Raw genomic sequence first — 12,329 nt, 5'->3', positions numbered from 1 at the left:
TTACGCGCGCGGCTGCCAGACGTACCGCACATCCGGCTCGCGCTCCTCGTTTCCGCTGCCGTCCGTGTGCTCGGCGGCGACGAAGCCGTGGCGTTCGTAGAAGCGGTGGGCGGGCTTGTTGATCTGGAAGGTCCACAAGGACAGGCCGCCCGGAGCGCGTTCCTTGGCGAGGGCGACGAAACGGTCACCGATGCCGCGCCCCCGCCAGTCCGGAGCGAGGTACAGCTGGGACAACAGGTCGCCGGCCAGCACCATCATCCCCACGATGCCGTGCCCCTCCGACTCCGCGACCCAGGTCTCGCGGTCCGGCACCACCACGTCCCGGACGTGGTTCCGTACGGCGTCGTCTGAATGCGGCCTGACCACGGTGGGCAGGGCGGCGTCGAAGGAGCGCAGCCAGACGTCGGCCACCTGGGAGGCGTCGTCGGCGGTGGCACGGCGGAGGGTGATCTCCGGATCCGGGACGGCGGCTGTCGCCGTGATCTCCACCAACTGCCCCTGGTATCCCAGGCATGCCACTCCGATCAGCGTCGACGAATGCGGTCCGACGGCCAGGCCGGACGCCTCGACGACCTCCCAGACGGCGGACAGCACCTCGGGCTTGCTGCTCACGACGTACACATCGGTCGACAGAACATGCGTGAAGTCGCTGCCCACCGACCGCAGTTGCTCGCCCAGGTTGGCGATCACCTGTTCCGCCTGCCGTACCGGATCGCCCGCGCCGACGATCCGTCCCTCCGCGTCCAGCGGCACGGAACCGGCGAGAAACGCGAGGCGCGTGCCCGCCTCGACGACGGAGGCGTGGGAGTACGTGGGCGGCGGAAACAGGCCGGGGACGGTGACGCGCTTGACCATGGCGGGCTCCTGGGGTGCGAGATGAGGCGAGGCGGCGGATCACGGTTATGCGGAGAGGGCGCGCCGTCCTCGGGGCAACCTGCTGATCATGCGGGGCGAAGGGTGGCGGACGCACCCGGATTTGGCATCGCCCGGCGTCCGGCTACCGCTGTGCCGGCGCCTGTCAATCGGGGCGCGGGCGCGACGACGGGCCGTACAGGCCCGACAGCCGCCAGCCGTCCTCGCGTGCCACCCGTTCGAAGACCTCGATCTTCCGCGCGAGCCCCTCCGGCTCGCCGATGTCGCACCACCCGCCCGCGACGGCCTTTGTCCATTCCTCTTCCCCTCTCACCAACGGCCGTCCGCGCACGGCGAGATGCAGTGCGAGCGTCGACCGTGCGTAGTGCCGGACCACGTTCCGCTCGTTGCCGATACGGCTGTACTGCTCGGTCTCGCGCAGCCGCAGCCGTCCGTCGACGGCATCGGCCACCAGCAGCGGGACCATGACACCTGCCTCGCGCTGTTCCGGTTCGCGTCCCGTCACGAGGAACGTCAACTCGCCCCCGTTCTCCCTGACTTCGTACCGGGGCAGGTACGAGAGCCGGGCGAGTCCGAGCGCGTGCTTCCACGACGTCACCCACAGGCCCCGGTTGAGGTAGTAGCGAACGCTGCGCTGCCAGGTCCAGCACGTGTCGAGGCGGAAGCCGTGCAGGTTCTCGGCGCGGCACGCCTCGTACACCGTGTCCAGCGTCGCCGAGGCGAGGCCGCGGCGCCGGGCGACGGGGTGGATGTACAGCGACGAGACGCGCAGCGAGCCCACGCCGCTCGGCCAGGTGTCGACGGCGACCGTCCCGAGCGGCCCCCTCGGCAGTCCGGCCCTTCCCATGAGGGCCGGGTCCCAGATCCAGTACCTCCTGCAGTAGTCGTCGTTGTGTTCGTACGCCCGTCCGGACGCCCCCAGCCGGACGCGCAACCGCTTCTCGTGCGAGCCCGTGAGCGAGTCCGGGTCGGCGCACTCGCCGAGGGCGCCCTCGGCGAGTGAGGCCAGGTCCCAGCGTCCGAACCGGTGCCCTTCGGTGTGCCCGACCGGGCGCAGGCCGGGGCAGACCGACAGACGTTCGTGCACACGTCGGGCGTGATCGTCTTCCATGGCCGGAGCGTATGGACGTGGGTGGTACGCCTGTACGGCTCGGGGAGGGATCTCATGGAGGGGTTCACCTTCGCGGCGTACCCGCTCATTGATCGCGCGTTTGCCTCTCGCACTCCTGTTCAAGTGGCGGGTATGCCTCGGCGATGGCCGCGCAGACCCGCCGGCGGAGCAGTTCCTCGGCCTCGGCGCGGCCGGAGTCCTGCTCCCCTCCGGGCAGACCGTCCAGGAGCTGGTCGTAGTGACTCATCCGATACCGCAGATAGTCGACCTTCCACGGAGCCAGCGAGACACGGCCGGCACAGCCGGTGTCCTGCACGGAGTTGTCGCCCGCCAGCTCGATCGGGCCGCCGGTCGCCGCCTCCCGTCGTGCCCGGTGCTCCACCGCCCGGAGGGCCAGCTTGCCCGGATCCAGTCGCGGTACGTCGATCGGCTCGGTCCTGATCCGCTCCAGGATCTCCAGTCGCCGTCGGAGAACCGCGTTCCGCACGGCTTCCGACCGTCGTGCGGAGGACTCCGCCACCCTCCGGAACTCGTCGGTGCGTTCGGCCGTGTCGACCCGCTCGACCCGGTACAGCCGGACCTGCGGCGCGGCCCTGAGCCGCGGATTGACGCTGAGCCGGTCCGGTGTCCCGAGCAGGCGGTGCACCATTGCGCCGGTCCACCCGCGAGCCCGTAGCCCCGCCAAGGAGACGTACCGCTGCCCGTCCTCCTCATAGCCCTCATAGCCCTGATCACCGGCATGGCAAGCCATGGCCACCTCCCCCGTAGCACTCGGTCGTGACGCTCTGTGACGACACCTCCCATTGAAGCGCCCCCCACTGACAATCGGTCCCGGCGTCCCCTCCTGTTGCGTTCATAAAGAAACCGCCTCTCCCGCGAACCGTCACACCCCCGAAATGATTGGGCCCCTTCTCCTGCGGCAACCCGATCTACGGTGAACACCACAGCCCGGCCGACGTCGCCCGAAGGCAGCACCCCCGCCCTCGCCCTGACAGGAGCCCCGTGCCACGCCCCAGCAGTACGCGCCCGCGTTTCGCCCTGCCGCCCTGGCTCGCCCACGCGCTGCGCGCGCAACGCGGGCCCGTTCCCTGGAACGCGGTCATCCGGGGTGCGCTGGCCGCCGGGCCGTTGCTGCTGGCCGGAGTGCTGGCCGACCGCACCTCCCTCGGCGTCGTCGCCGCGCTCGGTGCCATGCTCGCCGGGATCAACGACCGACCGGGCAGCCGGCGTTCCTCCGTCAGGCGGCTCGGCGTACCCGCGCTGGCCGGGGCCGTCGGGCTGGTCGTCGGGACGTACGCCGGGCAGCATGTCGGAGCCGTGGTACTGACCCTTCTCCTCACCGGCCTCGGACTCTTCGCGGGCGGCATCAGTGCCATCGGGCCCGTCGCATCCGGCGCCGGTACGCAACTGCTCGTCGCCGCCGCCATCGGGGCCGGGATGCCGTTGCCCGAACCGGGCTGGCAACGCGCCCTGTTCTTCGTCGCGGGCGCCGGCTGGCTGCTCGTCCTGCGGCTCGCGCTGCCCACACCCGGCGCCACTGCCGGTGACTTCCGCTTCGACGGGGAACGCGCCGCCGTCGCCGCCGTGTACGACGCCGTCGCCCACCTCCTCGACGCCGCCGGAACCGACGAGGCCGGCACCCGGCGCGCCGCCCTCACCGCCGCCCTCGACCACGCCCAGGACGCCCTCGGCGGGCCCCGGCTGCGCCAGTACGCCAGTTCGGCGGACGAGCGGCGCCTGCGCACCCAGTACGCCGCCGCGCTGCCCCTCGCCGAGGCCGCGACCGCCCTCGCCTGGACCGGCGACGCCCTGCACGCGCGCGCGGGAGAAGGCCCCCGGCGCCTCGCCGCCGCCGTACGGACCAACACGCACACCGGGCCGCTGCCCGCGCCCGCCCGCAGCGCGCCGGGGCTGCGCGCCCTCGACGACGCGCTGCTGCACGCCGCCGACGCCTTCGACCGGGGCGGCGACGCGCACGACCTGCACACCCGGCGCCGTAGCGTCGCGTTTCTGCTCCGCACGGCCGTCGACTCGGGTGGGCGCGAGTACGGGCTGCGGGTCGCGCTCTGCTTCGGGGCCGGTGCGGCCGTCGCCCAGGCGTCGAACCACGCCCACTGGTACTGGATTCCGGCCACCGCCGTCTTCCTCGTCAAGCCCGATCTCGGGCCGCTCGTCTCGCGTGTCCTGTGCCGGGCGGCCGGGACCGTCCTCGGGGCCGTCGTCTTCGCCGGGCTGGCCGCCGTGCTGCCCAGGCCGGAAGGGCTGGTCGCCGTCGTCGCGGTCAGCGGGGCGCTCATCCCCGTCGCCACCCGGCACTTCGCCGCCCAGACCGCCGTCGTCACTGTGCTCGTCCTCGCCCTCGTGATGGCGGGCGGGGAGCCCCAGGCCTCCTGGAGCCGGATCGTCGAGACCCTGGTGGCCTGCGCGATCGTGCTGATCGTGGGGCATCTGCCGATGCCCGGACAGCGCGGCGGGGCCGTCAAGGCGCGGCTGGCGAGGGCCGCCGAGGCCGCCGAGGCGTACCTCCAGCAGGTGATGAGCGGCTCCGACGACCGGCACGCGCGCTGGGTGCTGCGCCGCGAGGCCTATCGCGCGCTCGCCGAGGCCCGTACGGCCATCGGGCACTCCGCGGCCGAACTGCCCGCCCTGGCACGACACACCGAGGGCACGGGGGACGTCGCCGCCACCCTCGAACGACTTGTCGACACCACGACCGCCTGCGCCGTGCACCTCGACGACACCGGCCGCCTCACCCGCCGGCACACCGAACACCTCACCGAACTCCTGGACGAACTCGCCGAACGGCGGGAGCGCGCCGGGCTGCGGATGCGGATACCGGCAGCGGACGAGACGTCCCTCGCCGGTTGACGGCAGCCGGGGCCCGCCAGGGTCAGTCGATCCGTGCCCACACCGGCGCGTGGTCCGAGCCCGGTGCCCCTTGTCGCGCATCCGGGTCCGGGCCGACCGAGGGGAGGACCGGCGCCCCGTTCCTCGGCAGGCCGGTGCCCGCCTCCGTCGTGCGGTGGACCAGACGGTGGCTCAGGAGGACGTGGTCGATCAGTTCGCGGCGGCCCGAGTTGACGCGGGAGTACCGCTGCCCGGCAGGGATGAGCGGGGCCACGTCCCACAGCCGTGTCGCGTCGTCGTGGTCGTAGCCGGGCGTGCCGATCTCCGAGCCGGGCGGGCCGAGGAGGATCTGCGTGGTCGCGGCCTGCACCTCGTCGTTCAGATCGCCCAGGACCGCCACGTCGCGTGTGCGGCCGGCGCCGGCGAGCAGACCGTCGGCCAGGGCCCGCAGCCCGGCCGCCTCGGCGGTCCGCCGGTACAGGGCGTACGCGCCGTAGCGCGCCCGTTCGCCCTCGTCGAGCGGATGGAAACGGCCGTTCGGATACGACAGCAGCTTGGACTTGAGATGGGCGACGGCCGCCCGCAGCGGCCCGCCCTCCGTGTCGGCCTCCACCGCCAGGAAGCCACGGCCCGCCTGCGAGACCTCCAGGCCCGAGTCGTCCACCTGCACCGGATCGAGCTTCGCCGGGAACGCGTTGGTGTCGGCGAGCACCTCGAACGGCACCCGGCCGAGGAACCCGACCCGGATGCCCCGGTTGTCCGGGAGCCGCGAGGTCGCGACGGTCCAGCCGCCGCCCAGCAGGCCGACCAGATCACTCAGCGCCTCGGTGTCCCCGACCTCCTGGACGGCGAGCAGCGTCGGGTCGAGCTCCGTGATCACGGCGGCCAGAGCGGCGAGTTTCGCCTCGTACGCCGCCTTGTCCTGCGGCCCGAACGGGCCGCCCGGGCGGTAGAGGTTCTCCAGGTTCCAGGTGGCGACGATCATGCCGGGCTCCCCCTCAGGTTCCAGCAGGTTCCGGCAGTTCTGGATGCCGTGCGTCCAGGGTGCCCACGCAGCGGCCCTCGGCGACAGAGCCGCGCCGGGATGCGCGGTTCACGTCACCCACCGGCACGACCGCGTCGTACGGTGGCCGTATGACGCCTTCTCCCGCTGCTCCCGCGGACCTCGTCATCACCGGCTGCACCGCCCTTCTGCACACGGGAGGGCAGGACGCGGACCAGCGGATCGAGTTCGTCGAGGACGCCTCGATCGTCGTACGCGGAGGGATCATCGAGGCGGTCGGCGTGGGTATCGATCTCCCGGACGCCGTCGAACGCATCGACGCGCACGGGCAGTTGGCCATGCCGGGGCTCATCAACTGTCATACGCACGCCCCGATGGTCGCGCTGCGTGGGATCGCCGAGGACCTGCCCACCGAGGAGTGGTTCAACGACGTCGTGTGGCCGATCGAGTCCAACCTCACCGCCATCGACGTGGAGTTGGGCGCGCGACTCGCCTGCGCCGAGATGATCCGCGGCGGTGTCACCTGCTTCGCGGACCACTACTTCTCGATGGACACCGTCGCCGCGGTGGTCGAGGAGTGCGGGATCCGGGCGCACCTGGGAGAGGCGTACTTCTCCTCGCAGGGGCCTCAAGGGCGGGAGAAGTCACTGGAGTTCGCGCTGCGGCACCGCGGTGGCGCCGACGGCCGCATCACCACCGCCCTCGCCCCGCACGCCCCGTACACCGTCGACGACACCGACCTCGCCGCCACCGCCCAACTCGCCCGCGAACACGGCCTGTCCGTGCACATCCACGCCGCCGAGAACCGCGATCAGACCGACACCAGCCTCGCCCGCCACGGCCTCACCCCCATCGAGGTCCTGGCCCGCACCGGCGTCCTGACCGGCGACCTCGACGTCCTCATCGCGCACGGCACCGGCATCATCGAGCGCGACCTCCCCGTACTGGAGCGCACGAACGGACGTACCGCCGTGGCGACCGCGCCCCGCGGATACCTCAAGTTCGCCTGGCCGACCACCACTCCGGTTCGCGCCCTGCGCGAGATCGGCGTCCCGGTCGGGCTCGCCACCGACGGCGCCGCCTCCAACGGCTCGCTCGACGTGTGGGAGTCCATGGCGCTCACCTCGCTCATCCAGAAGTCGACCGAGGGCGACCCACGCTGGCTGACGTCCCGTCAGGCCCTCGACCACGCCACGTCGCAGAGCGCGCGGGCGGTGGGCCTCGGCGAGCAGCTCGGCAGCCTCGCACCCGGCCGGAAGGCCGACATCGTCCTCGTCGACCTCACCGGGCCGCACACCCAGCCCGTGCACGACCCCGCCGCCACCCTCGTCCACAGCGCCCGCTCCTCGGACGTCCGTACGACGATCGTCGACGGCCGTGTCCTCATGCGCGACCGCGAGCTGCTCACCCTCGACGTGCCGGGAATCGTCCGGGAGTTGGGGGAGCGGCTGCCCGCGCTCGTCGACCGGAGCCACGGCAGGCGGATCCAGGAATACGACACCTGAGCCGTCGCCGGAGATATTTCCCCAGCGGCGATGAGTTCCGCGCGCCCCGCCGGTCCACCCCTGAGAACGGACCGTTCCACAACGGGGCCTGGAGGGGCGATGACACTTCCGCGGATCGTTTCGCGCGACGAATGGCGGGCGGCACGCGAGGCGTTGCTGGTCAAGGAGGAGGTCGTCACGCGCGCGCGTGACGCGCTGAACGCCGAGCGGCGCACCCTGCCCATGGTCGAGGTCGGCGCGGAGTACGTGTTCGAGGGCGGCGACGGCAAGGCGACGCTCCTCGACCTCTTCGAGGACCGCCGCCAACTCGTCGTCCACCACTTCATGTTCGCCTCCGAGTGGGACGAAGGCTGCGCCGACTGCTCGGAGTTCCTCGACAACGTCGGTCACCTGGCGCATCTGCGGGCCCGCGACACCTCCTTCGCCGTCGTGTCACGGGCGCCGTACACCAGGATCCTGCCGTTCAAGGCGCGGATGGGGTGGACGGTGCCCTGGTACTCGTCGTACGGCAACGACTTCAACCACGACTTCCTGGTGACGTCCGAGAGCGCGGGGGAGGTCGTCGAGCGGGCCGGCGTGAGCTGCTTCCTGCGGGACCGCGACCAGGTCTTCCACACGTACTCGGCATACGGACGCGGCCTCGACGGCCTCGGCTCGGCCGGCAGTTTCCTGGCCCTCACGGCCCTGGGGACGCCCGTCGACGGGGAGCGCGTGCGCCATCACGACGAGTACGAGGACTGATGCGGAGGGTGATAAAAGGGGCGTAGTGGATGTAACAGGGTGAGGCGATCCTCACATCTGTCGGTGAACGAGTGTCAACTACGTCTCAGTACGGTCACTTGGCGAGGCCCTTTCCCCATGATGAGCGTTTAACTCTATGAGATCAGCGCTACATGGAGGTTCAGGGTGAACGGGCGAAAGGTGCTCGAACGCTTTCCGGCCGGCGGACCACGCGGTTCCTGGCCGGCGGAGGAGTTCGCGCAGATGCGACGTCTGGAGGGCCAGGCCGCGGAGGTCGTCATGGACCTCGCGACGGACACGTTCCTGGTGATCGTCCGGGGCGGGTCCATGGGGGAGTGACCTCCGCCATGTCCTGACTTCGGTCGTCAGCTGGGCCGGTTCTGTCGTACCGCCAGCCGCCACAGCGAGGTGACCTCGGCGGAGCGCGCGGCATGCAGCGGGTCGCTCGCGTCGTGCGCCCGGGGATGCCGGGGCGTGGTGTCCAGGCGGCCCACAACGTCGAGCCCCGCCTTTTCGAAGAGCTCCAGCAGATCCTCCCGGGTGCGCAGCCCGAGGTGCTCGGCGAGGTCCGACAGTACGAGCCACCCCTCACCGCCCGGTACGAGGTGCCGGGGCAGCCGGCGGAGGAACTCGCGCAGCATCCGGCTGCCGGGGTCGTACACCGCCGACTCCAGCGCGGACGTGGGCTTCGCCGGGACCCACGGCGGGTTGCACACCGCCAGCGAGGCACGCTCGCCCGGCGGGAAGAGATCGGCCTCGACCAGCCGTACCCGGTCGGCGAGTCCCAGGCGCTCCAGGTTCTCCGTGGCGCAGGCCAGCGCACGCGGGTTCTGGTCCGTGGCGACGACCTCGGACACCCCGCGCCCGGCCAGCACGGCCGCCAGGACACCGGAACCGGTGCCGATGTCGAAGGCGGTGACGGCGCCACCGGCACCGGTGGCGACGGGCAGCGGAGCCTCGGCCACCAGGTCGACGTACTCCCCGCGCACGGGGGAGAAGACGCCGTAGTGCGGATGGATGCGGGCGCCCAGCGCGGGTACCTCGACGCCCTTGCGGCGCCATTCGTGGGCTCCGGTCATGCCCAGCAGCGCGGTGAGCGAGCAGACGAAGGGCCGGTCGAGAGGGCAGCCGGCCTCCGCGCACGCATCCCGGACGTCGGGGGCGCGCCGCAGGGGCAGCACGGCGCCCTCGTCCACGGCGACGAGCAGCCGGCCCAGCAGCCGGGAGCGTACGGCCCGTGACTGGCGCTGCTGGTTGAAGGCGGTCGCCGGGTCGTCCGCGAAGGGGCGGCGCTTGCGGTCGGCCCGGCGGCCCAGCGCCGACAGCAGCTGCCGGGCGTTCTGGAAGTCGCCGGTCCACAGGATCGCCGTACCGCCGAGGACCGTGCGGTAGGCGGCGTCCGCCGTCATGCGGTCGTCGGCGACCAGAACCTCACGCGGTGGAGGGGTCCCGTTCTCGCTGTGCCACCAGGCGGTACGGGCGCGGCCGTCGCCGTCCGTCCAGGAGATCTGCTGTTCGGCGGTGGTGGGACGGGTGGTGTTCGCCTGCTCGGACTTCGCCATCGGACTCTGTTCGTTTCCCTTCGTGACCGACTGTCCAAGGTACGCGAGCGGAGGACGGCCGAAGGGACGGCGGAGGCGGAGGGGTGGGGCGGGGACTCAGGCGCTGATCGGCCTCGACCACGTCGGAGTCGTCCCCGTCACCTGGCACAGGGCGAGGTAGAGCGGTATCGGCGGGGTGTACGGGAGGGTGTCGTCCGGCCGGTGCAGGAGCGGCGGGACGCACGGGGCATCGAGGACCACGGCTCCGGTGGCGTAGTGCGCCGGGGCCGGCCACTCCAGGGCGTAATCGGAATCGGCGGGGACGAGCCACCACCAGTGGTCCGCGTCGGCGTACACACAGCCCAGGCGTGGCAGCCGGGGCAGCACCCGGGGGCCGAAGCGGGCGGGTACGGACACCGCGTCGTATCCCAGGGGGGCGGTCATGCCGTCCGGTATCGGAAGGTGCAGGGGGGTCCTGGGGCTGCGCAGGGCACGCTTCGTGCGTATCAGCGTGTCCATGGTGATGACCCGGCCCCCCGGTGACGTACCCCTCACACCCATTCGGCCTCTGCTTCCGTCCCCGTTGTCGCCGTTGCTGTGTGCCCGTGGACCCCCCGGAACCCATGGCGCGCGTGCGTGTCGTCGGCGGGCTCCGGTTCCGGGTCGCCGACCGGGGCGGGGCGGGGCGGTGGCGCGCCCCAGCCGAGGTCGCCGCGGGCCTCCGAGCCGCCGTGGGCATCGGTGGCCGTGTCGGCGGCACGGGAGAGTTCGGCCCAGACCAGCAGGCCCGGGCCGTGTTCCTGGGCACCCCAGGCCCTGCACATGGCCTCGACGAGGAACAGCCCCCTCCCCTGTTCCTCCTCGGGCCGCTGCGGGGACTGGTGGGGCACACCGGGCGCGCAGCCCTCGTCGCGCACGGCTATGCGCACCAGGTCGTCACCGTCGTGCAGCTCGCAGACGATGTGGCTGCTCGCGGTGTGCACGATGGCGTTGGTGACCAGCTCGGTGACGACCAGGGCCGCCGTGTCGCACGTGTCCTCGCAGACCGACCAGCCCGTGAGCCGGGCGCGCGTCAGGCGCCTGGCCTGCGCGGGCGAGCCCGGATGGGCGGCCAGCTCGAAGCGGAACCGGCGCTCGGCAGCCGTGCCGGGGCGCGGCACCGCTGCGGCCCCGGGACCGGAGCGGTCCGCGGAGGCGTCTGTTCCTAAGGGCGGGGACGGAATCACGCTTGCCACTATCTCCCCGCCGTGAACACTTGGCAAGTGTCACTCTGAAAAATGCAGAGTGCGGTGTGACGGAGTGAAACGGCGTGGCACACTGCTCGCAACAGCACGCGGAGCGGCGCCAGTTGGGACTTTCGGCAGATTTTCGAATAAATCTTCGAACAGAGTCTCCAGGTGGCGCCGCCGGGCTGTCAGGAATCTTCACCGGACTGTGCCGGTGCTCGATGGAGGTGGAGCGTGAGCGAACCGCGGTCCGCGCCGACGGTCGGACAGGTCGTCCTCGGCCGGCGCCTGCTGGACCTGCGCGAGCGTGCGGGCCTGCGGCGCGAGGAGGCCGCGCGCATCCTCCGGGTCGCCCCCGCCACCGTCCGCCGCATGGAGATGGCCGAGGTCGCTCTCAAGATCCCGTACCTCCAGCTCCTCCTGAAGTCGTACGGCGTCTCGGACGAGGAGGCCGACGGGTTCGTCCAGCTGGCCGAGGACGCCAACCAGCCCGGATGGTGGCAGCGGTTCCACGACGTGCTGCCCGGCTGGTTCTCCATGCACGTCAGCCTGGAGGGCGCGGCGAGCCTCATCCGCCAGTACGAGCCCCACTTCGTCCCCGGACTGCTCCAGACCGAGGAGTACGCCCTTGGTGTCCTGAAATCGGGCGCCATCGGCCAGACCAGACCCGAGGACATCGAGCGCCATGTCGCGCTGCGCATGGAACGCCAGGGACTGCTCACTCGGGAAGGCGCGCCCCGGCTGTGGGTCGTGATGGACGAGACCGTCCTGCGCCGTCCGGTGGGCGGCCCGGAGGTGATGCGTGCGCAGATCGACAAACTGCTCGAAGCCACGAAGCTGTCCAACGTGACGCTCCAGGTCGCCCCCTTCTCCTCGGGGCCGCACCCGGGCACGTACGGACCCTTCGTGCTCTTCCGTTTCGCCGTGCCGGAACTCCCGGACATGGTCTACAGCGAGTACCTGACCGGCGCCGTCTATCTGGACTCGCGCACCGAGGTGGCCACCCACCTGGAGGTCATGGACCGCATGGCGGCTCAGTCCGCTACGGCACATCGCACGAAGGAGATCCTCCGGGATCTCCGCAAGGAGCTCTGAATCTCTGCATGGATCGCATGACGTCCAAGACCCGGATACGCCACGAGCGGATCAATGAGCTGACCACTGAACGGGTCACCGAGCGGGCGTGTGCCCGCATCTACAACGGCATGCCCGCCGGTGAGCTGGGCAGCGAGGGCTGGCACAAGCCGTGGAGCGGCGGCAACGGCGGCAACTGCCTGGAGGCGATGAAGCTCGCCGACGGCCGGATCGCCGTCCGCCAGTCCACCGACCCCGACGGCCCGGCGCTGATCTACACCACCGACGAGATGCTCGCCTTCATCGAGGGCGCGAAGGCCGGGGAGGCCGACTTCCTGCTCTCCTGAGGTTCGGTTCCGGCCGTTTGTGTGCCATCGGGTCCGTTGAGTTCAGTCGATTCCCCTAATT

General features: G+C 71.6%; 13 protein-coding genes and 1 pseudogene. 6 read left to right on the top strand and 8 right to left on the bottom strand.

The genetic code is table 11. From position 1 onward, the window contains the following. From ACH4TV_RS00625 to ACH4TV_RS00610, 4 genes and pseudogenes are all read right to left on the bottom strand, one after another. On the bottom strand, positions 1-450 hold the full coding sequence (locus tag ACH4TV_RS00625) for a GNAT family N-acetyltransferase (RefSeq protein ID WP_398395283.1): 450 nt from the start codon (positions 448-450) through the stop codon (positions 1-3). 3 nt (positions 451-453) lie between these two features. Further along, positions 454-855 (bottom strand): annotated as a pseudogene (locus ACH4TV_RS00620) (RidA family protein); the annotation flags it as partial. Between the two features lie 163 nt (positions 856-1,018). Continuing rightward, a complete protein-coding gene (locus tag ACH4TV_RS00615) occupies positions 1,019-1,984 on the bottom strand; it encodes a GNAT family N-acetyltransferase (RefSeq protein WP_398392747.1) in 966 nt (321 codons plus the stop codon). 85 nt (positions 1,985-2,069) lie between these two features. Beyond that, positions 2,070-2,735: a hypothetical protein gene (locus tag ACH4TV_RS00610; protein ID WP_398392745.1), complete on the bottom strand. Its 666-nt coding sequence runs from the start codon at positions 2,733-2,735 to the stop codon at positions 2,070-2,072. A 251-nt stretch (positions 2,736-2,986) separates the two neighbouring features. On the opposite strand from ACH4TV_RS00610, the gene ACH4TV_RS00605 reads away from it, so the two are divergent. Further along, on the top strand, positions 2,987-4,852 hold the full coding sequence (locus ACH4TV_RS00605; protein ID WP_398392743.1) for an FUSC family protein: 1,866 nt from the start codon (positions 2,987-2,989) through the stop codon (positions 4,850-4,852). Positions 4,853-4,874: 22 nt separating this feature from the next. On the opposite strand, the gene ACH4TV_RS00600 is transcribed toward ACH4TV_RS00605, so the two are convergent. Next, positions 4,875-5,816 (bottom strand): endonuclease/exonuclease/phosphatase family protein, encoded by a 942-nt coding sequence (locus tag ACH4TV_RS00600; protein WP_398392741.1) that lies wholly within the window; start codon positions 5,814-5,816, stop codon positions 4,875-4,877. Between the two features lie 149 nt (positions 5,817-5,965). On the opposite strand from ACH4TV_RS00600, the gene ACH4TV_RS00595 reads away from it, so the two are divergent. From ACH4TV_RS00595 to ACH4TV_RS00585, 3 genes are all read left to right on the top strand, one after another. Continuing rightward, the gene (locus tag ACH4TV_RS00595; protein WP_398392739.1) at positions 5,966-7,339 is read left to right on the top strand and encodes an amidohydrolase; all 1,374 of its coding nucleotides are present in this window, start codon (positions 5,966-5,968) and stop codon (positions 7,337-7,339) included. A gap of 99 nt (positions 7,340-7,438) precedes the next feature. Continuing rightward, on the top strand, positions 7,439-8,080 hold the full coding sequence (locus tag ACH4TV_RS00590) for a DUF899 domain-containing protein (protein ID WP_398392738.1): 642 nt from the start codon (positions 7,439-7,441) through the stop codon (positions 8,078-8,080). Positions 8,081-8,245: 165 nt separating this feature from the next. Continuing rightward, positions 8,246-8,419: a hypothetical protein gene (locus ACH4TV_RS00585; RefSeq protein ID WP_398392736.1), complete on the top strand. Its 174-nt coding sequence runs from the start codon at positions 8,246-8,248 to the stop codon at positions 8,417-8,419. 26 nt (positions 8,420-8,445) lie between these two features. Here the strand turns inward: ACH4TV_RS00585 and ACH4TV_RS00580 are convergent, their stop codons facing one another. The 3 genes from ACH4TV_RS00580 to ACH4TV_RS00570 all read right to left on the bottom strand — a co-directional run bounded on the left by ACH4TV_RS00580 (position 8,446) and on the right by ACH4TV_RS00570 (position 10,856). Continuing rightward, positions 8,446-9,642 (bottom strand): methyltransferase, encoded by a 1,197-nt coding sequence (locus tag ACH4TV_RS00580; protein ID WP_398392734.1) that lies wholly within the window; start codon positions 9,640-9,642, stop codon positions 8,446-8,448. Between the two features lie 96 nt (positions 9,643-9,738). Continuing rightward, complete coding sequence (locus ACH4TV_RS00575; protein ID WP_398392732.1) at positions 9,739-10,182, bottom strand: hypothetical protein; 444 nt, start codon at positions 10,180-10,182, stop codon at positions 9,739-9,741. Then, complete coding sequence (locus ACH4TV_RS00570; protein WP_398392730.1) at positions 10,173-10,856, bottom strand: ATP-binding protein; 684 nt, start codon at positions 10,854-10,856, stop codon at positions 10,173-10,175. Before ACH4TV_RS00570 ends, ACH4TV_RS00575 begins: the two co-directional genes overlap by 10 nt. A gap of 225 nt (positions 10,857-11,081) precedes the next feature. Here ACH4TV_RS00570 and ACH4TV_RS00565 point away from each other — a divergent pair, with 225 nt between their 5' ends. Both ACH4TV_RS00565 and ACH4TV_RS00560 read left to right on the top strand, forming a co-directional pair. Next, on the top strand, positions 11,082-11,942 hold the full coding sequence (locus ACH4TV_RS00565; protein ID WP_398392728.1) for a helix-turn-helix transcriptional regulator: 861 nt from the start codon (positions 11,082-11,084) through the stop codon (positions 11,940-11,942). A 110-nt stretch (positions 11,943-12,052) separates the two neighbouring features. Further along, positions 12,053-12,268, top strand: coding sequence for a DUF397 domain-containing protein (locus ACH4TV_RS00560; protein ID WP_398395281.1), 216 nt, complete (start codon positions 12,053-12,055; stop codon positions 12,266-12,268). Positions 12,269-12,329: the final 61 nt, after the last annotated feature.

This window comes from Streptomyces sp. NPDC020898 (genome assembly GCF_044333925.1).
Taxonomy (GTDB): Bacteria; Actinomycetota; Actinomycetes; order Streptomycetales; family Streptomycetaceae; genus Streptomyces.
This window is presented reverse-complemented; position numbering and strand designations above follow the sequence as displayed.

Bases quoted from the DNA above. Each gene is read 5' to 3' on its own strand.
- ACH4TV_RS00615 (WP_398392747.1), bottom strand. From the start codon at position 1,984: ATGGAAGACGATCACGCCCGACGTGTGCACGAACGTCTGTCGGTCTGC.
- ACH4TV_RS00610 (WP_398392745.1), bottom strand. From the start codon at position 2,735: ATGGCTTGCCATGCCGGTGATCAGGGCTATGAGGGCTATGAGGAGGAC.
- ACH4TV_RS00600 (WP_398392741.1), bottom strand. From the start codon at position 5,816: ATGATCGTCGCCACCTGGAACCTGGAGAACCTCTACCGCCCGGGCGGC.
- ACH4TV_RS00595 (WP_398392739.1), top strand. From the start codon at position 5,966: ATGACGCCTTCTCCCGCTGCTCCCGCGGACCTCGTCATCACCGGCTGC.
- ACH4TV_RS00590 (WP_398392738.1), top strand. From the start codon at position 7,439: ATGACACTTCCGCGGATCGTTTCGCGCGACGAATGGCGGGCGGCACGC.
- ACH4TV_RS00580 (WP_398392734.1), bottom strand. From the start codon at position 9,642: ATGGCGAAGTCCGAGCAGGCGAACACCACCCGTCCCACCACCGCCGAA.
- ACH4TV_RS00575 (WP_398392732.1), bottom strand. From the start codon at position 10,182: ATGGGTGTGAGGGGTACGTCACCGGGGGGCCGGGTCATCACCATGGAC.
- ACH4TV_RS00560 (WP_398395281.1), top strand. From the start codon at position 12,053: ATGCCCGCCGGTGAGCTGGGCAGCGAGGGCTGGCACAAGCCGTGGAGC.